At 68.1% G+C, this 18,380-nt stretch carries 19 protein-coding genes and 1 pseudogene; 12 read left to right on the top strand and 8 right to left on the bottom strand.

Features of this window, described 5'->3' with window-relative positions:
* Nucleotides 1-71 precede the first annotated feature (71 nt).
* A complete protein-coding gene (locus AC3A6P_RS35550) occupies nt 72-614 on the top strand; it encodes a TetR/AcrR family transcriptional regulator (protein WP_487697299.1) in 543 nt (180 codons plus the stop codon).
* Here the strand turns inward: AC3A6P_RS35550 and biuH are convergent.
* Nucleotides 611-1,324 (bottom strand): biuret amidohydrolase, encoded by a 714-nt coding sequence (gene biuH / locus AC3A6P_RS35545; protein ID WP_487697298.1) that lies wholly within the window; start codon nt 1,322-1,324, stop codon nt 611-613. The genes AC3A6P_RS35550 and biuH overlap by 4 nt on opposite strands.
* 149 nt (nt 1,325-1,473) lie before the next feature.
* On the opposite strand from biuH, the gene AC3A6P_RS35540 reads away from it, so the two are divergent.
* The 7 genes from AC3A6P_RS35540 (at nt 1,474) to AC3A6P_RS35510 (ending at nt 8,343) form a co-directional block, all read left to right on the top strand.
* Nucleotides 1,474-2,466 (top strand): LLM class F420-dependent oxidoreductase, encoded by a 993-nt coding sequence (locus AC3A6P_RS35540; RefSeq protein ID WP_487697297.1) that lies wholly within the window; start codon nt 1,474-1,476, stop codon nt 2,464-2,466.
* Nucleotides 2,467-2,585: 119 nt separating this feature from the next.
* Nucleotides 2,586-2,999, top strand: coding sequence for a Zn-ribbon domain-containing OB-fold protein (locus AC3A6P_RS35535; protein ID WP_487697295.1), 414 nt, complete (start codon nt 2,586-2,588; stop codon nt 2,997-2,999).
* Nucleotides 3,000-3,002: 3 nt separating this feature from the next.
* Nucleotides 3,003-4,148, top strand: coding sequence for a thiolase family protein (locus tag AC3A6P_RS35530; protein WP_487697293.1), 1,146 nt, complete (start codon nt 3,003-3,005; stop codon nt 4,146-4,148).
* A gap of 36 nt (nt 4,149-4,184) precedes the next feature.
* Nucleotides 4,185-4,658, top strand: a complete 474-nt coding sequence (locus AC3A6P_RS35525; protein WP_487697292.1) for a VOC family protein — start codon at nt 4,185-4,187, stop codon at nt 4,656-4,658.
* 57 nt (nt 4,659-4,715) lie between these two features.
* On the top strand, nt 4,716-6,083 hold the full coding sequence (locus tag AC3A6P_RS35520) for an MFS transporter (protein WP_487697290.1): 1,368 nt from the start codon (nt 4,716-4,718) through the stop codon (nt 6,081-6,083).
* Nucleotides 6,084-6,123: 40 nt separating this feature from the next.
* Complete coding sequence (locus tag AC3A6P_RS35515) at nt 6,124-7,701, top strand: FMN-binding glutamate synthase family protein (protein ID WP_487697288.1); 1,578 nt, start codon at nt 6,124-6,126, stop codon at nt 7,699-7,701.
* A gap of 15 nt (nt 7,702-7,716) precedes the next feature.
* Nucleotides 7,717-8,343 carry a trimeric intracellular cation channel family protein gene (locus AC3A6P_RS35510; RefSeq protein ID WP_487697287.1) on the top strand — a complete coding sequence of 209 codons (627 nt, stop codon included), beginning with the start codon at nt 7,717-7,719 and terminating at the stop codon, nt 8,341-8,343.
* Nucleotides 8,344-8,345: 2 nt separating this feature from the next.
* On the opposite strand, the gene AC3A6P_RS35505 is transcribed toward AC3A6P_RS35510, so the two are convergent.
* The 6 genes from AC3A6P_RS35505 to AC3A6P_RS35480 form a co-directional block, all read right to left on the bottom strand.
* Complete coding sequence (locus AC3A6P_RS35505; RefSeq protein WP_487697285.1) at nt 8,346-8,801, bottom strand: GreA/GreB family elongation factor; 456 nt, start codon at nt 8,799-8,801, stop codon at nt 8,346-8,348.
* Nucleotides 8,802-8,887: 86 nt separating this feature from the next.
* Nucleotides 8,888-10,141 (bottom strand): NAD(P)/FAD-dependent oxidoreductase, encoded by a 1,254-nt coding sequence (locus AC3A6P_RS35500; protein WP_487697284.1) that lies wholly within the window; start codon nt 10,139-10,141, stop codon nt 8,888-8,890.
* Nucleotides 10,142-10,225: 84 nt separating this feature from the next.
* Nucleotides 10,226-11,761: a PucR family transcriptional regulator gene (locus tag AC3A6P_RS35495; RefSeq protein ID WP_487697282.1), complete on the bottom strand. Its 1,536-nt coding sequence runs from the start codon at nt 11,759-11,761 to the stop codon at nt 10,226-10,228.
* Between the two features lie 12 nt (nt 11,762-11,773).
* Nucleotides 11,774-12,124 carry a VOC family protein gene (locus AC3A6P_RS35490; protein ID WP_487697281.1) on the bottom strand — a complete coding sequence of 117 codons (351 nt, stop codon included), beginning with the start codon at nt 12,122-12,124 and terminating at the stop codon, nt 11,774-11,776.
* Nucleotides 12,121-13,770: a DNA repair helicase XPB gene (locus AC3A6P_RS35485; RefSeq protein ID WP_487697279.1), complete on the bottom strand. Its 1,650-nt coding sequence runs from the start codon at nt 13,768-13,770 to the stop codon at nt 12,121-12,123. The genes AC3A6P_RS35490 and AC3A6P_RS35485 overlap by 4 nt, the downstream gene beginning before the upstream one ends.
* A 58-nt stretch (nt 13,771-13,828) precedes the next feature.
* A complete protein-coding gene (locus tag AC3A6P_RS35480) occupies nt 13,829-16,105 on the bottom strand; it encodes a helicase-associated domain-containing protein (RefSeq protein WP_487697278.1) in 2,277 nt (758 codons plus the stop codon).
* 56 nt (nt 16,106-16,161) lie between these two features.
* Between AC3A6P_RS35480 and AC3A6P_RS35475 the strand changes: the two genes are divergently transcribed.
* From AC3A6P_RS35475 to AC3A6P_RS35460, 4 genes are read left to right on the top strand one after another with little or no spacing between them, the layout of a single operon-like run.
* Nucleotides 16,162-16,350 (top strand): hypothetical protein, encoded by a 189-nt coding sequence (locus tag AC3A6P_RS35475; RefSeq protein ID WP_487697276.1) that lies wholly within the window; start codon nt 16,162-16,164, stop codon nt 16,348-16,350.
* 2 nt (nt 16,351-16,352) lie between these two features.
* Nucleotides 16,353-16,838: a cyclic pyranopterin monophosphate synthase MoaC gene (gene moaC / locus AC3A6P_RS35470; RefSeq protein WP_487697274.1), complete on the top strand. Its 486-nt coding sequence runs from the start codon at nt 16,353-16,355 to the stop codon at nt 16,836-16,838.
* Entirely contained in the window at nt 16,835-17,314 is a 480-nt protein-coding gene (locus AC3A6P_RS35465; RefSeq protein WP_487697273.1) for a MogA/MoaB family molybdenum cofactor biosynthesis protein, read from the top strand. The genes moaC and AC3A6P_RS35465 overlap by 4 nt, the downstream gene beginning before the upstream one ends.
* Nucleotides 17,311-17,736, top strand: coding sequence for a molybdenum cofactor biosynthesis protein MoaE (locus tag AC3A6P_RS35460; RefSeq protein WP_487697271.1), 426 nt, complete (start codon nt 17,311-17,313; stop codon nt 17,734-17,736). The genes AC3A6P_RS35465 and AC3A6P_RS35460 overlap by 4 nt, the downstream gene beginning before the upstream one ends.
* A 127-nt stretch (nt 17,737-17,863) precedes the next feature.
* Here the strand turns inward: AC3A6P_RS35460 and AC3A6P_RS35455 are convergent.
* Nucleotides 17,864-18,380, bottom strand: a pseudogene (locus tag AC3A6P_RS35455) (transglycosylase family protein); the annotation flags it as partial.

The raw sequence follows: 18,380 nt of genomic DNA, 5'->3' as shown, positions 1-18,380 counted from the left end.
GTCCCCTTACTTAACGATCGGTAAGCTACGTCGAGCAGCTTACTTAACGATCGGTCAGTTAGGGTGGGTACGTGACGTCGCCACGATCGGACACCCGCCAACGCATCCAGGAAGTGGCGCGCGAGCTGTTCGCGGTCAAGGGCGTGCAGCGCACCAGCCTGCAGGACATCGCCGCCCGGCTCGGCATCACCAAGCCCGCGCTCTACTACCACTTCAGCTCACGTGAGGCCCTGGTACGTAGCATCGTGCAGCCGCTGATCGAAGGTGGTGAGCGCTATGTCCAGGCGTGTGAACAGCGGGCCGACCTGACGCCGCGTGAACTGCTCGAGGGGTACTTCGACTACTTCTACGACTGCCGCGCCGACTTGATCCTGGTGGTCTCCGAACTCAGTACGCTGGCCGATCTCGGCATGATCGACAGCATGCTGGCGGGGCGCGAACGCCTGGCGCGGTTGATCTTCGGCCCCGACCAGACGCTCGACCAAGCTGTCCGGGCGGTGATCGCCCTGGGCGGACTGCAGGATTGTTGCCTGCAGTTCCCGGACGCCCCCGCCGGGGCACTCCGCGCCGCGGCGGTCACCGGGGCGCTCGCGACGTTGGGGCTGATCGATTAGCCGACGGCGGCGGCTTCCGTGGCGCGTAGTCGGCTCAGCGCCTCGATGACGGCCGCGCTGGTGGCATGCGCGCCGAACACCCCGCCCTGCATGGTGATCATGTTCAGTGCCGCAACGTGGTTGGCGTAGTCGGTGGCGCCGGTGGCATCGGAGACCACCAGGCATTCGTAGCCCCGGTCGTTGGCGTCACGCATGGTGGTGTGCACACACACATCGGTGGTGATCCCGGTGAAGATGATGTGGGTGATCTGATTGCTCTTGAGTACCAGCTCCAGGTCCGTGGCGTAGAAGCTGCCCTTTCCCGGCTTGTCGATCACGGGTTCGCCTGGCAGCGGCGCCATTTCGGGTACCAGCTCCCACCCTGGCTCGCCGCGGGTCAGGATGCGGCCGCACGGACCGAGCGACCCGATCTCGGCTCCGATCTGCGCCGAGCGCCACCGCTTGTTCGGCGGGAGATCCGACAGGTCGGGCCGATGCCCCTCCCTGGTGTGGATGATGAACAGGCCGGCGGCGCGCGCGGCGCGCAGGACATCCTGAGCCGGGCCCAGCGGTGTGCGGGTCAACGTCAGGTCATAGCCCATCGCGTCGACGTAGCCGCCCTTGCCGCAGAAGTCGACCTGCCAGTCGATGTTGATCAGCGCCGTGCGCCCGGCCGGGATGTCGCCGTCGTACGGCCAGACATACGGGTTGGCGTCGATGGTGACGGTCATGCGCTCTCCTTCGTCAGTGCCGCACGCCGCGACCGCAACAGGTCGACAACGATGATGGCACCGATCGGCGGGCCCAGCACGCCGGGGATGTCCAGCCAGGGATGCGGGGGGCGTACCCCACTTGCCGCATCGGGCTAAAGTGGGACCCCATGCGCTTCGGATTGTTCATCCCGCAAGGCTGGCGTCTGGATCTGGTCGGTATCGACGCGAGAGAGCAGTGGGCGGTGATGAGCGAGCTCGCCACGTACGCCGACAACACCGAGGCGTGGGATTCACTGTGGGTGTATGACCACTTCCACACCGTGCCGGTGCCCAGCAATGAAGCCACCCACGAAGCGTGGTCTTTGATGTCGGCATACGCGGCCACCACGTCGCGAATCAAACTCGGCCAGATGTGTACCGCCATGAGCTACCGCAATCCGGCGTACCTCGCCAAGGTGGCGGCCACCGCCGACATCATCTCCGGTGGCCGGGTGCAGATGGGCATCGGCGGCGGCTGGTACGAACATGAGTGGCGCGCATACGGTTACGGCTTCCCTTCGGCCGGAGAGCGGCTGGCCCGCCTGGATGAGGGCGTGCAGATCATGCGCGACGCGTGGCGCGACGGCGTGGTGAGCTTCGACGGCAAGCACTATCAGGTGGACGGCGCGATCGTCGCCCCGAGGCCGTTGCAGGACAACGGTATCCCACTGTGGATCGCCGGCGGGGGTGAGAAGGTGACGCTCCGCATCGCGGCGAAGTACGCCCAGTACACCAACTTCGCCTCGGCCCCGGATGTTTTCGAGAACAAGTCGCAGATCCTGGCCGGGCACTGCCGTGACGTCGGCACCGACTTCGATGCCATCGTTCGCTCCTCCAACGTCAACGTGGTGATCGGTTCGTCGGAGGCCGACGTCGTGGACCGACTCGAGCGGGTGCGTTCCCGGATCTCCGGTGTGGCCGGCGACCAGGCCACCGACGCGATGATCTCGTCGATGAGCGGCCCGGGATCCGGCGCCGGAACTGTCGAGCAGGTGGTCGAGACGTTGCAGCGCCTGCGCGGCCTGGGCTGCGAGTACGTCATCTGCTACTTCCCCGAGGCCGCCTACGACCGGTCCGGTGTCGAGCTCTTCGCAAACGAGGTCATCCCCGCCCTGCAGTAAAACCTCCCGTCGCGTCGGTGCGGTACAGCCCGCACTTATGAGAATGCCATTTCCGTCTTCGGTAACTGTATTGTACGATTCCGAAAGCGGATTATTGGTTGGTGTGCGGAGGATGTTCGATGCAGAAGGCCCTCGCGCCAGAGATCTCGACCTGGCCCGAAGAGAACCCCCAGTTGATCGGTAGTCAGTGCGGAAGTTGTTCAGCAACAACCTTTCCCGCTCAGGACTACTGCCCAAGGTGTAGCAGTGACCAGATGTCGCAGCTGCTGCTGCCGCGCCGCGGCACTGTGATCGCCTGGACGACGCAGGGCTTTCCGCCCGGCGCGCCCTATGCCGGACCCACGGGCAAGGACTTCGTGCCATTCGGGGTCGGGCTGGTGCAACTCGGAGATCTGATCCGGGTCGAGGGGCGGCTGACCGAAAACGATCCGGCCAAACTGCGGTTCGGCCAGGAGGTGGAGCTGACGATGATCCCGTTCACCACCGACACCGACGGCAACGAGGTCGTCACGTTCGCATTCAAGGCGGTCTGAGGCATGAGTGAAGAAGTAGCGATCATCGGTGTGGGTCTGCACCCCTTCGGCCGCTTCGACAAGACCGCCATGCAGATGGGCGCCGAAGCCATCCAGCTCGCACTCAAGGACGCGGGCGTCAGCTGGAAAGACATCCAGTTCGGGTTCGGCGGAAGCTACGAGGTGTCCAACCCGGATGCCGTCACCCGCCTGGTGGGCCTGACCGGCATCACGTTCACCAACGTCTTCAACGCCTGCGCCACCTCGGCCAGTGCCATCCAGCAGACCGCCGACACCATCCGGCTCGGCAAGTACGACATCGGCATCGCCATCGGACTGGACAAGCACCCGCGCGGCGCCTTCACCGACGATCCCGCCAAGCTGGCACTGCCGCAGTGGTACGCCGAGAACGGTCAGTTCGTCACCACCAAGTTCTTCGGGATGAAGGCCAACCACTACATCCACAAGCACAACATCAGCCAGGAAACCCTGGCTCGGGTGGCCAACAAGAACTTCCGCAACGGCGTCATCAACCCGAACGCTTTCCGCCGCAAGGAAATAACGGTAGAGGACATCCTGAACTCGCCGGCGTTGAACTACCCGCTGACGCAATACATGTTCTGCGCTCCCGACGAGGGCGCGGCCGCGGTGATCATGTGTCGCGGCGACATCGCGCACAAGTTCACCGACAAGCCGGTGTACGTGCGCGCCAGCGAGATTCGCACCCGGACATTCGGCGCCTACGAAGTGCACGCCACCTCGGCGCCGCTCGACGAGGACGTCTCGCCCACGGTGTACGCGTCGAAGGCCGCCTACGAGGCCGCCGGAATCGGCCCCGAGGACGTCGACATCGCGCAGTTGCAGGACACCGACGCCGGCGCCGAAGTGATCCACATGGCCGAGACCGGGCTGTGCGCCGACGGGGAGCAGGAGAAGCTGCTTGCCGACGGGGCCACCGAAATCCACGGCTCGATCCCCATCAACACCGACGGCGGTCTGATCGCCAACGGCGAACCCATCGGTGCATCGGGTCTGCGTCAGATGCACGAACTGGTGCGCCAGCTGCGTGGCGAGGCGGGGGAGCGGCAGGTACCCGGCAAGCCGCGCGTCGGCCTGGCGCAGGTGTACGGCGCGCCCGGCACCGCGTCGGCCACCATCGTCAGCCTGTAACGATGAGTTTGCGGCGCCGCCGCAGTCGGTACGGGTATGACAACCATCACCCCATGCCTGTGGTTCGACAACAATCTCCAAGACGCCGCGCAGTTCTACACGTCGGTGTTCCCGAACTCCTCGATCGAAGGGGTCGTCCGGTACACCGAGGCCGGGCCCGGTAAACCCGGCGACATCTGCTACGGCACCTTCGTCCTCGACGGCCACCGCTTCCTGGGCATCAACGGCGGCCCGGAGTTCCGGTTCAGCGAGGCGGTCTCGTTCGAGGTGCGCTGTGCCGATCAGGACGAGGTCGACTACTACTGGTCCAAACTGACCGACGGCGGCGAGGAATCGCAGTGCGGCTGGCTCAAGGACCGCTTCGGACTGAGCTGGCAGATCGTGCCGGAACGCCTTTACGAGCTGATCGAGAGTTCTGACGCAGCGCGCGCCGCCGCCGCCACCACCGCGATGCTGGGGATGCGCAAGATCGTGATCTCCGAACTGGAAGCGGCCGTCGCATTGGTGTAACCGGAGCGCCCCTGCCAAGATGCCTTGGTTGCAACCATCGATCAGGGACGAGGGCAGATGAGCACGACCGACGCGAACCTGGTTGCCGGGGTTCCGCGCAGCCGCATCGTGGTGGCTTCGATGGTGGGCACCACCATCGAGTTCTTCGACTTCTACATCTATGCCACCGCGGCGGTGTCGGTGTTCCCGCACCTGTTCTTCCCCAAGGGCGACGGCACCGCCGCCCTGTTGGCGTCGCTGGCGACCTTCGGTCTCGCGTTCGTCGCACGCCCGCTCGGATCGATCCTGTTCGGTCACTTCGGCGACCGGGTAGGACGCAAGGCGACCCTGGTGGGCTCCTTGCTCACCATGGGTATCGCGACGTTCGCCATCGGTCTGCTGCCCACGTACGCCCAAGTGGGTGTGCTGGCCCCGGCGCTACTGGCGGTGATGCGTTTCGCCCAGGGCCTGGCGCTCGGCGGGGAATGGAGTGGCGCGGCACTACTGGCCACCGAGACCGCGAAACCCGGCAAACGCGCGTGGGCGGCCATGTGGCCGCAGCTCGGCGCACCGTTCGGCTTCCTGCTGGCCAACGGCCTGTTCCTGATCCTCATCATCGCGCTGGGACACAGCAACACCGAACCCGATCTGGACGGCGCGTTCCTCACCTGGGGCTGGCGGGTGCCCTTCCTGCTGTCGGCGATCATGGTGGCGATAGGACTGTATGTCCGGCTCAAGCTCACCGAGACGCCGGTGTTCGCCCGCGCCGTCGAGCGCGGTGAACGGGTGAAGACCCCACTGGCCGAGGTGTTCCGCAGCAGCTGGCGCCAGCTCATCATCGGCACCTTCGTCATGCTGGCCACCTACACGCTGTTCTACATCGTCACCACCTGGGCACTGAGCTACGGCACCGGGAAGCGGCCACCGGACGGCACCGGGCTGGGCTTCGGTTACGTCGACTTCCTCTACCTGCAGCTGATCTCGGTGCTGTTCTTCGCGGGCGCACTGCCGATCTCGGGCCTACTGGCCGACAAGTACGGCCGCCGCCGCACCCTGCTGGTGATCACCGCGGGAATCATCGTCTTCGGCGCCTGCTTCGGCCTGCTGCTCGGTACTCGCACCGAGGGCATGACGTTGTTGTTCCTGGTGGTCGGCATGACCTTGATGGGTCTGACATTCGCACCGATGAGCGCGGTGCTGCCGGAACTGTTCCCGACCAACGTGCGCTACACCGGCTCGGGAATCTCCTACAACCTCTCCAGCATCCTCGGTGCCGCCGTTGCGCCCTTCATCGCGACGTATCTGGCCACCACCTACAGCGTCGGATGGGTGGGGGTGTACCTGGCCTCAGCCGCGGCACTGACGTTCGTCGCGCTTCTGGTGATGCACGAGACCAAGGACACCAGCCTCGACGACGTGTCAGACGAGATGGCCGGCCGGCGCTAGAGGGCCGTTTCACCACCGGCTCACGGGGCAACCCGGCCACATGAGCCGAATCCTTCCTGCGGTCGCCGCGGTCGCCGCCTCTGCGGTGGCCGCGGTGGGCCTGCGTGATCTCGTGCAGAAAAACCACGCGCTCCTGCGCAATTTCCCCGTCCTCGGGCACGCCCGCTACCTACTGGAAGCCGTCGGTCCGGAGCTGCGGCAGTACATCGTCGCCGCCAATGACGAAGAACGCCCCTTCACCCGCGACCAACGCCGATGGGTGTACGCCTCGGCGAAGAAAGAAAACAACTACTTCGGCTTCGGTACCGACAACGACGTCGAGCACACCGCCGGCTACCCGGTGATCAAACACCGCACGTTCGGCCGGGCGATCCCCGCCTCGGCGCCGATGTCCGGCCATGAGGTCGAGGTGCCCTGCGCGAAAGTCATCGGCGCCGCACGGAACCGGCCGGGGGCCTTCCGTGCAAGGTCTGTCGTCAACATCTCGGCGATGAGTTTCGGGTCGCTCTCGGGTAACGCCATCGAGGCGCTCAACCGGGGAGCGGCGCTGGCCGACTGCCTGCACAACACCGGCGAGGGCGGTATCTCGCCCTATCACCGGCACGGCGGTGAACTCATCTTCCAGATCGGTACCGCCTATTTCGGCTGCCGCGACGACGAGGGCCGGTTCGACCTGGCCAGGTTGAAGGACCTGGTGGCCGGAGCTCCGGTACGTGCGCTGGAGATCAAGCTCAGTCAGGGCGCCAAGCCGAGCCTCGGCGGCCTGCTGCCCGCGCCCAAGGTGTCCGCGGAGATCGCCGCCACGCGCGGTATCCCGCAGGGGGTGGACTGTGTCAGTCCGTCACGGCATGCCGAGTTCTCCGACACCGACGGTCTTCTCGACTGGGTCGAGATGCTGGCCGCGGAAACCGGTCTGCCGGTGGGCATCAAGGCCGCCGTGGGTGACCTCGAGTTCTGGTACGAGCTCACCGACCTGATGCGCGACACCGGCCGTGGGGTCGACTTCGTCACCATCGACGGTGGCGAGGGCGGCACCGGCGCGGCGCCGCTGATCTTCACCGACAGCGTGTCGCTGCCCTTCCAACTCGGGTTCTCCCGGGTGTACCGGATCTTCGCCGAACGGGGTCTGCACGAGCAGGTCACCTTCATCGGCGGCGGCAAGCTGGGCCTGCCCGACAACGCGATCGTCGGCTTCGCGCTCGGCTGCGACATGATCAATGTGGCGCGCGAAGCGATGCTGGCCATCGGGTGCATCCAGGCGCAGAAATGTCACACCGACACCTGCCCCACCGGTGTCGCCACCCAGAACGCTTGGCTGGCAAGAGGTTTGGTGCCCGAGGTCAAGGCCGAGCGGGCGGCCAACTACATCAAGACCCTGCGCCGTGACCTGGTCAAAGTGGCCGAAGCGTGCGGGGTGGAGCATCCCGGCCTGATCAGCACCGAATCGGTGGACATCCTCGACGGCCGTGCCAGCTCGTCCCCGCTGCACGAGGTGTACGGATATCACCCCGGCATGGGGCTGCCCTCGCCGGCCGACCGCGACGAGATCATCCGGTTGATGACGGCGCGTTCCGAACAGGGGGGCTCGGCACCGCCGTCCCCGATGGCCGTCGGTTGAGGTATACCTCGGGGCATGTCGACGGTATCGCCGCTGCTGCTGACGCTCGATTTCATCGGGACCTTCGTGTTCGCGCTCAACGGTGCGCTGACCGCGGTGCGGGCCGAGCGGCTGGACATCTTCGGCGTGATCACCCTCGGTATGTTCACCGGCCTCGGTGGTGGCACGATCCGCGACGTGCTGCTCGACGCGTTGCCCCCGGCGACGTTCGTCGACTGGCGGTACCTGGTCCTGGCCGCCGTCGGCGGACTCATCGCGTTCGTGCTCAGCCGCAGGTTGGAGCGGCTGAACATGCCGATCGTCGTCCTCGACGCCGTGGGGCTGAGCGTGTTCGCGGTGTTGAGTGCCTACAAGGCGCTGGACATGGGATTCGGTGTGTTGCAGGCGGTCATCGTCGGGACGATCACCGCGGTGGGCGGTGGGACTATCCGCGACGTGATGATCGGCCGGATCCCCACCGTCCTGCGAAGCGAGCTGTACGCCATCCCGGCGCTGATCGGCGCCGGATGCGCGGCGGCGGCCCACAGTGCCGGACACCATGGCACCGTGGCCGCACTCGGTTCCGCCGCAGTCTGTTTCGTGCTCCGGATGGTCGGTGTCTACTTCGACCTGCACGCTCCCCGCGCGCGTGGTCACCGTTGAGGTCAGCCGGTGTGAAGACCGTAGGGCACTGACTCGAGCAGCGTGACCTTCATCAATCGCCCGCTGGGCACCGAGTATTCGCGCTGATCACCCGGCCGGGCGCCCAGCAGTGCGGCACCCAGGGGAGAGGTGGTGGTGTACACCTCGAGCTCGCCGTACTCGGCGCCGCGGACGCCGAGCAGAAATGTCTCGGTCTCGTCGGTGTCGCCGAAGCGCACCGTCAGGACCATGCCCGGTTCGGCGACACCGTCATCGGGCGGGTCCTGTCCCACAACAGCGTTCAGCAGCAGATCGTGGATCCGCTGGATTCGGGTTCGGCGGGCCCGTTGCACGGCGACGGTGTTGGCGTCGTCGTCGTCCACCGGCTCGGTGGCGCTGAGGCTGTTCAGTAAGGCCAGTTCGGCCGTGAGCCGGCTGTGTGCCTGCGGTGTCATCCAAATCGGTTGTGCTGTGGTCATTTTCCCTCCCGGGTGAAGTGAGTTCGAGAATTGCCGTCAGGGGCGGGCCGATGCGCCGCCCCTGACGACTGGGTGCAAGTCGAAGGTCAGCGCAGGGGGTCGACGGCTTGCAGTGCCGCGCTGCGCTTTCCGCTGGTGATCAGTTCGGCCATCCGCCGGCCGGTGGCCGGGCCGTGCGCCAGACCCCACATGCCGTGACCGCCGGCGACGAACACGCCGCGGGCCACCGCACCGATCAGCGGACGCCCATCGGGGGTGACCGGCCGGGGACCCACCCATTCGTCGCTGCGCTGGTCCCAGCGCACCCCGGTGAGCAACGGCGCGGCAGAGTCGACGATGGCAGCGATGCGGGCCGCGATGGCCGGCGCGTCGGGGTCGCGGAACTCCATGGTCCCCGCCACCCGCAGCGCACCCTGGTACGGCGTGCATGCCACCCGGACTTCGGGCAGGTACACCGGCCCCGGCACCGGGCGCTCCACGGGCACGGTGAACGAGTAGCCGCGCCCGGCGCGGACCGGTGTGCGGACCCAGCGCCCGGCCAGCCGCGACAGCCACGCCCCGGTGGCGAGCACGACGGCGTCCGCGCTCAGCGATGACCCGGCGCGCAGGCGCACCTGTACCTCGCGGGCCCCCGGTTGCACCTCGATGACCTCCCCTGAGGAGATGGTGGCGCCCAGCGACGTGACCGCGCCGGCGAGGGCGTGGGTGAAGCGGCCCGGGTCGACGAACCGCTGGTTTTCGACACTCACCCCGATCGTGGCTGCCGGTGACGCCAGCGGTGTCTGATCGCGCAGTTCTTGCCCGGTGAGCCGCCGGTAGTCGAGGCTCTGACCGGCGCGCCGCAAGGCGCGGAGTTCGTCCATCACATGCTCGGCGTGGCGGGAATCGGTGAACAACGCCGTGATGGGCCCGTCGGTGGTCGGCACGTCGACCCCGTTGCCCGTCAGCACATCGAACGCCTCGAGGCACTCCTCGTTGAACGGCAGATTCGCCTGTACGGCACGGTCCCACGACGCGCGGCGGCAGTTGGCCGCAAACCGGATGAGGAACGACCACAATCCAGGGTCGGCACTGACCGGGATATGCAGTGGTGCAGCCGGATTCAGCAGCGAGCGCAGTCCGTAGGTCAACACGGACGGGTGGTTGAGCGGGATCGTCAGGGCCGGCGATATCCAGCCGGCGTTACCCCAGGACGCGCCGGCCGCGACACCGCTGCGGTCGATGACCGTCACCTCGACGCCGCGTTCGGCGAGGAACCACGCCGTGGACAAACCGACGATGCCCGCGCCCACCACGATCACCGAGCGCGGCCCGCCGTCGAACCCGTCGACGCCGCCCATCAGCTCACCTCCGTTGAATCCGCTGTCTCCATCGATGGTGGCGACTGCAACGGTGCACGGTGTTGGCCTGAGCCGACAATCTGACTATGGCTGTTTGTCGTTCCCGGACAACTCGTCGGTGGCGGCCAGTTCCACCGTCATGGCGAAACGCTTGCGTGCGTCGGTGAGATCGAGGTCGGTCACCTCGGCCATCTTGCGCATCCGATAGCGCACGGTGTTGTCGTGGACGCCCAGCCGTTCCGCGGCCTCGTGGAGATCGCCCTGGGCGGCCAGCCAGGCACGCAGAGTGGCGACGTACTGCGTGGCGTGCAGCTCGTCGTGCCGGCTCAGATCGCCCACCGGGCCACGCTGCGGGGTGCGGCCGAGACGTGCGGCGATCCGCAACCGCTGCAGCACGATGTCATCCCAGGACTCGTCGTACGCGGGTGCGTCGCCCGCGGCGTCGCCTCGCAGCTCATGCATCGCCAGGCACTCGTCGGCCTCGTCGCGTGCTGTGGGTAACTCCAAAACTGTTGCCATACCACTGATTCCGGCATGTATCAGAGATTCGCTCGGCAGCGCCGCCCGCAGGTCCTCGACCCAGCGCCGGGCGCTGCCGGCCGATTCGCCGGGCAGGATGGTGTAGACGGTGGTGGCCGCCAGGGTGCTGCGGCCGGGTCGGGACCAGCCGAACCCCGTGGTCGCGCGTTCGAACGCCATCAGAAGGGCAGCGTGCAGCTCCTCGCCGAGGCGCGCGCGCAGCGCGATGACCCGCAAACCGGAGGCCGGCAGCGCCAGCTTGCTGATGGCCGTGGGCGCGTCGACGGTGCCGTCGAGCAGTCCGATCACCAGATCGGATTCCACCTGGCGTTCCAGATCTGCGCTGGCCCGCGACCGCAACAGATGCAACGCCACCATACGGGCGCCGTCGGTCAGGGCCCGCAGCCGCTCGCCCTTCAGCTCAGTGGGGCTGGCCACCCACAGCGAGCCCAGGACTTCCCGGCCGGCCCGCGCGGCCACCACCATGCGCCCCGACAGCCCGTCGGCCGGCGCCGGCGGAAGGAACACCGGGGTGTCCGATGTCGCGAGGTGCTTGGCCACGCCACGCGTGGCGAACAACGTGCGCAATCTCTGCGGCACCTCGCGGCCCAGGATGGTCTCGGCCCGGGCGCTGTCGGCGTGCTGTTGCAACCGTGAATAGGCCAATACCCGGCCCTGGCGGTCCTCGATGGTGACGGCTCCGCCCACCGCGTCGGCCAGGCTGTCGGCCAGCGCGAACAGATCGGTGGGGCCGCGCCCGGATTCGGTTTCCCTGCCTTCGAGCACCAACCCGAAGACCACGGCGGCGACCTCGCTCCAGGAGACGTCGGCCGCGACCGTCATGATGGCGGTGTGCTCGGGGAGGTCAGCGACGTCGACGTCGTCTTCCCGGACCAGTAGTACTTTCGCGCGCGCCGCGCGGGCCCACACCAGGGCGGAGTCCAGGGACCCGGCGCCGACTCCCAGGAACACATCGCCCACGACGTCGCGTTCCTCGTGCAGTACGACGGAGCGCAGTTCCGTCGAGCGCGGAATGGCACATGCTTTCAGCTGGATGCCGTAGCCGCCGAGCACGTTGATGAGCCGGTCCAAGGTGACCATGCAAGCCCCTGCTCAGGCGCGGTGGCTCAGCACGTTGACAACGCTGCCGGAGGCGTCGGCGAAGAAGAACCGCCGCACACCCCACTGCTCGTCACTGAGCGGGTGCACGATCTCCAGGCCGGCCTGTACTGCCGACTCGTAGGCGGCGTCCACGTCGTCAACCTCGACCGACACCGACGGATTGACCTGTGCCGTCCGGTCTTTGGTCATGAGGCTGAGCTGGTGCTGATTGTCCGCGCCGGCCAGCGTGACGATCCACCCGTGATCCATCACCACGGTCAAGCCGAGTGTGCGCGTGTATCCGGCGGCTGCCGACGCGATGTCGGCGACGGTGATGACGGGCACCACGCGGTGCACCGTCATACGGCGGGGCCCAGTAGATCGTCGGCGTCCTTGATGACGTAGCCGTACCCCTGCTCGGCCAGGAAACGCTGCCGGTGCGCGGCGTACTCGGCATCGAGACTGTCGCGGGCGACCACACTGTAGAACACCGCGCCGCCGCCGTCGGCCTTGGGGCGAAGCAACCGGCCCAGCCGCTGCGCTTCCTCTTGCCGCGAGCCGAAGGTGCCTGAAACCTGCACGGCCACAGATGCTTCCGGGAGGTCGATGGAGAAGTTGGCGACCTTCGAGACCACCAGCGTGCGGATTTCGCCGCGCCGGAACTCGTCGAAGAGCTTCTCGCGTTCGGCGTTCTTGGTGGCACCCTGGATCACCGGGGCATCGAGTTCGGCACCGAGCTCATCGAGTTGGTCGAGATAGGCCCCGATGACCAGCGTCTGTTCCTTGGGGTGCTGCGCCAGGATGGATTTCACCACCGCGATTTTGGAATGCGCTGTGGCGCAGAGCTTGTAACGATCCTCGGGCTCGGCGGTGGCGTACAGCATGCGTTCGTTGTCGGTCATCGTGACCCGGACCTCGATGCACTCGGCCGGCGCGATCCAGCCCTGAGCCTCGATGTCCTTCCACGGCGCGTCGTAGCGCTTGGGGCCGATGAGGGAGAACACGTCACCTTCGCGGCCGTCCTCGCGGATCAATGTGGCCGTCAGGCCGAGCCGCCGGCGCGACTGCAGATCGGCGGTCATCCGGAACACCGGCGCCGGCAGCAGGTGCACCTCGTCGTAGATGATCAGCCCCCAGTCGCGGCTGTCGAACAGCTCCAGATGCTTGTACTCGCCCTTGGTGCGGCGGGTGATCACCTGATACGTCGCGATGGTGACAGGGCGGATCTCCTTGCGCTCGCCGGAGTACTCGCCGATCTCCTCCTCGGTCAGTGAGGTCCGCGCGATCAGCTCCCGCTTCCACTGCCGGCCGGCCACGGTGTTGGTGACCAGGATCAAGGTGGTGGCCCCGGCCTTGGCCATGGCCGCCGCACCCACCAACGTCTTGCCCGCGCCGCAGGGCAGCACCACCACACCGGAACCGCCGGCCCAGAACGAATCGGCGGCCATCTCCTGGTAGTCGCGCAGATGCCAGCCGTCCTGGGCCAGTGTGATCGGATGGGCTTCGCCGTTGACATAACCGGCGAGGTCCTCGGCCGGCCAGCCGATCTTCAGCAGCATCTGCTTGACGCGGCCGCGCTCGCTCGGATGCACGACCACGGTGTCGGGATCGATACGCGCGCCGAGCATCGGCTGGATCTTCTTGTTGCGCAGCACCTCTTCGAGCACAGCGCGGTCCAGGCTGACCAGCGTCAGACCTTGGGTGGGGTGCTTGACCAGCTGCAGGCGGCCGTAGCGGGCCATGGTGTCGACGATGTCGACGAGCAGCGGCTGCGGCACCGCGTAGCGGGAGAAGCTCACCAACGCATCGACCACCTGCTCGGCGTCGTGGCCGGCGGCCCGGGCATTCCACAGGGCCAGCGGGGTGATGCGATAGGTGTGGATGTGCTCGGGGGCACGTTCCAGCTCCGCGAACGGGGCGATGGCCGCGCGTGCGGCACCGGCCTGCTCATGGTCGACCTCGAGCAACACGGTCTTGTCGGACTGGACGATCAGGGGTCCGTCGGTCACTTACGCCCCTCCTCACTGATTGCTGCGCTCTAGACGGCGCGAAGACATCCCCCCATTATCAGTCTTCGGCCGACATCACCGACGTCACGCGATGGATAGCAAAGTCGCGCACCCGGCCGGACGCCGGATCGAAAGCCATCAACTGGCCGCCGCGCACCGAGATCGGCGCCACCACGCGCTGTGTGGCTACGCCCGCGGCGTCGATGTAACCGATGACGACGGAGGCCTGTCGATGTGCCGCTTGCTGCAGCAATGCCATTGCGCGGTGCGGATCCACCCGCTCGCCGCCAGACCCGGGCAGCGGCAGCGCCACCACCTTGCGCAGCACCGCCACCACGGCGGCCAGGGTGTCCCGGTTGGGCGCGCTGGGCAAAGGCCGGAAGAAGCGCCGGTGCGCAGGCGTGGGCACCCGGGCGCCGCGGGCACGCAGGTCGACGATGGCGCCGGAGGCGTCCTCGGCGGCCGGGGCCAGTCCGGCGTTGCGCAGCACCGCCAGCACCTCGGAGATGGCGGCCTGGGAGACCGCCACGGTGGGCGCCACCAACCGCAGCTCCAGTTGCGCTGCGCCGGGGAGGGCGAGCGCCTGGGTGAGCAGCGAAGGATCCTCGCACCGGATGAACGACGACGCCATGCCGATGCGCAGCTGACCGTGGCGGCGGGCCACGTCGTCGATCAGATACGTCAGCCCCTGGGGCACCGGCGTCTTGGAATGCTTGGCGAAGAACGCGTGCAGCGCGCTGGCGCTGCGGCCGGTGTCGAGTGCGCGGCGGATCGTCTGCTCGCTGACCCGGTACACCATCGCCGCACCCGCCGATTCCACGGTGGCCACCGAGGCCAGTTCCTCGGCAAGGTCACGCTCCAGCGGTCCCGGTACCACGATGGTGAGGTCGGCCTGCAGCAGGAAGTGGTCGATGGGTGGCGGCAGGACCTTCGTCATGGCCGCGATGGCGGCCTCGTCGGTGTTCTCGCCGGAGTGGTCGGTCAGCACGCGGCTCGGCGAGGTCAGCGCGCCGCGGCCGATGATGCCCAGGGCGTGGGCCTCCTCCAGGAGTTGTCCGACCGGCTCGGGTTGCAGCCGCGCCGCCCACCGCGGGCGCCGCCAGATCATCGACCGGGACGCCGACGCCGCGTCCACCCCGGCGCCGGCCGGCATCTCGGCGAGCACCGTCAGCAGCAGCCGCCGGTCCAGCGGAGCGGCAGTGGAGTACAGCGCATCCGACAGCGCGGCGTAGGGCTTGTTGTCGGGTCCCCGGTGGCCGATCAGGCTGGGCCGGGCGGGCAGGGTCAGCCAGGTACCGGCGATCATGTGCCAGCGTTCGGCCACCGGCAGCTCCGCGAACCGGTCCGCGGCGATGGTGGGCGCCCAGAACGGCCCGGGGCCGCCGTCGTCGGGATCCGGATCGGGCATGCCGCTGGCGATCAGACCGGAAGCGGCCGACACCTCCAGGATGAGACCCAGGCGCGGTTCGCCGATGCCGGTGAGCTTGGTGAGCCGTTTCATGTCACGGACGCCGAGCCCACCGCTGCGCAGCTCGGGGATCGGGGTACCGCCCAGCGTCTCGAGCAGCACGTCGATATCGCGCATCAGGTCGATGACGGCTCCGGCCGCCACCGCGTCGACGTCCTTGACCGGGTTGGACGCGACGGCGGGTTCCGGGGCGGCCAGGTGCACCGGCCCGGGTTCCTCACCGCGCATCACCTGCCCGACCTGACGCGGCAGGATCACCGTCTCGTCGTCGACCTGGCGCAACAGGCCGGCGGCCAGTAGGCGGGGTACCGGGCGGTCGGCAGGGGTTCCCGGCGCGGCGTCACGGGTGCGACCCACCGGAGACCCCTCGAGCAGGCGCTCCAGCAGATCGCGTTGCGGGTCGTCGAGATCGGCCAGCAGCGCGGTGATCTGTTCCGCCGTGCGGGTGGGGTCCTCGAGGATGACCTGTCCCGGGTACCAGGGCAGCCCGGCAGCGGCCTCGGCGGACACCCGGACCTGCGGATCACCCCATGCCAGAGCGCGCTGGCGCAGGTCGTCGAGAGCCTGGAGGACAACGGGCTCGGGGGCCCGGCCCGCGACGAGTTCGACCAGCTTGGTCACCGGGACCGGGGTGGTGTCGGCATGCAGTACCAGCAGCGCGTCCAGCACGGCCAGACGCAGGAAGTCCAGCTCATCGGTGGCAGCCTTGACCGACTGACGTGCCTGTGCGCGAGCCGCCAGCGCCGAGATGCTGCCCGGCGGTGGTTGTGCCAGGTCGGGCCGCAACTCCAGCAGGCGGATGAGCCGCTCGTCAGGCAGGTCGGCCAGCCAGGCGCCGAGCGGGACGCCTGGGGTGTGCTTGGTCATCGATGACCAGCGTAAAACAGGTTCTCGTGCGCGCCATTCGTTCATCACCTGTCAGAATGGCTCCCGTGGCTGACAAGAAGAAGTATGTCGACAACGGCTGGCCCGAGGTCGGGCCCGATGACCACGCGGTGAGCGAACTCGTTTCCGACCGCACCGGGTCGCTCTCGCCCTTCGGTGACTTGGAGTTTCCGCTGCCGTTGTCGGAAATCCCGTACGTCCACCCGGTCACCGTCGTCAACAAGTAGCGGTGGCACGCGGCGCAGGGTCCAACCCCCTGTCGCACCTCGACGACCGGGGCGCGGCGCACATGGTCGACGTCTCGGACAAGACGGCCACCAAACGCACCGCGGTGGCGGCCGGCACGCTGCGGACCACCGCTGAAGTGGTGGGCCTGATCTCCTCAGGGGGACTGCCCAAAGGCGACGCACTGGCGACCGCGCGGGTGGCTGGCATCCTCGCCGCCAAGCGCACCAGCGACCTGATCCCGCTGTGTCACCACCTGGCGCTGACCGGGGTGGACATCGACTTCGAGGTGGGGCCCGAACACATCGACATCACGGCCACCGTCAAGACCACCGACCGCACCGGCGTGGAGATGGAGTCGCTGACCGCCGTGAGTGTCGCGGCGCTGACGGTGTACGACATGATCAAAGCCGTCGATCCGGCGGCGAGCATCCATGACGTGCGGGTGCTGAGCAAGGCCGGCGGGCGCACCGGAACCTGGACCCGATGACGCGAACCGCACAAGTGGTGATCGCCTCGACCCGCGCCTCCGCCGGCGTCTACGAGGACCGGTGCGGGCCGATCATCTCCGATTGGCTTGCCCAACATGACTTTTCACACCCTGACGTGCAGGTGGTGCCAGACGGCGATGCTGTCGGCGACGCGTTGCGCGCTGCGGTCGACGCGGGGACGGAGCTGGTGATCACCTCCGGTGGCACGGGTATCTCGCCGACGGATGCGACCCCCGCCCAGACCGCGGCGGTGCTCGATTACGAGATCCCGGGCCTGGCGGATGCGATCCGGCGCTCCGGATTGCCCAAGGTGCCGACGGCGGTGCTCTCCCGCGGCCTGTGTGGGGTCGCCGGCCGCACGCTGATCATCAACCTGCCCGGCTCACCCGGCGGGGTGCGCGACGGGCTCACCGTGCTCACCGATGTGGTGCACCACGCGCTCGATCAGCTTGCCGGAGAGGACCATCGGCGATGACTCTGGTTCTGCGGGCCGCGCTCACCGAGGCGCCGATCTCGTTGAGCGAACACGAGCAGCTGGTTTCTCATGAGGCCGCCGGCGCCGTCGTGGGGTTCGCGGGTGTGGTGCGTGATCACGACGGCGGTAGGCAGGTGCTGCGGTTGGAGTACTCGGCGCACCCGCTGGCCGAGCAGACCATGGCCGAGGTCCTGGCCGAGATCGCCGCTGCGGCGGTGGGGGTACGGGCCATCGCGGCCAGTCATCGGGTGGGGCCGCTGGCCATCGGTGATGCGGCTCTGGTGGCCGCGGTGGCCGCCGATCACCGCAAGGCAGCCTTCGAGACCTGCGCGCTGCTGGTCGACCTCGTCAAAGAGCGGCTGCCCGTGTGGAAGCACCAGTTCTTCGGTGACGGTACCGACGAATGGGTCAACAGCGCCTGACGAGCGAAGCGGGCGAGCGGGCCTGACTCGCTCATAGGGGCACAAACAGTTCGAGACTGCGCCCAGGGCGGTGATGCACAGAGCATCACAACCCTGAACGCAGTCTCGACGACTGCTACGGGATCTCTCAGGCCGGCGGCAGCGGCGCGCCAGGAGCGGGCGGCAGCGGCGCGTCCGGAGCCGGCGGCAGCGGTGCTCCCGGAGCCGGGGGCAGGGGAGCGGGCTCGCCCGGAAGCGGCGCGGCCGGGGGAGGAGGCGGCGGCGCGGCGGCTGGAGCCGGACCGGACGTCAGCGGACGCTGAGCCAGCGCGAGCAGCATGTCGCCACCACTGATCTCCTGCGTCTGAACCGCGTGCCACAGTTCCTTGAGGTAGGTGACGTTGGCGCCGTCCTGCGGGCCCACCGGAACCTCGCTGGCACCCGGCGGCAAGTTCTCCGGGCTCGGCAGGTGCGGGATCTCCTGCGGGACGGCGGGGATCTCGCCGCTGGCGATCTGGTTGGCGGCGTCGAAGGCAGCCGGCGGGACCGCGACGCCGTTGAGCGGCGCCAGCGGATCGGGGGCCGGAGCGGCCACCGGAGCCGGAGCGGGCGGCAGAGGAGCCGGGGCAGGAGCAGGCGCGGGCGCCGGCGGCGGCGTCGCCGCC

Source organism: Mycobacterium sp. Soil_C_30 (genome assembly GCF_057656995.1).
This window is presented reverse-complemented; position numbering and strand designations above follow the sequence as displayed.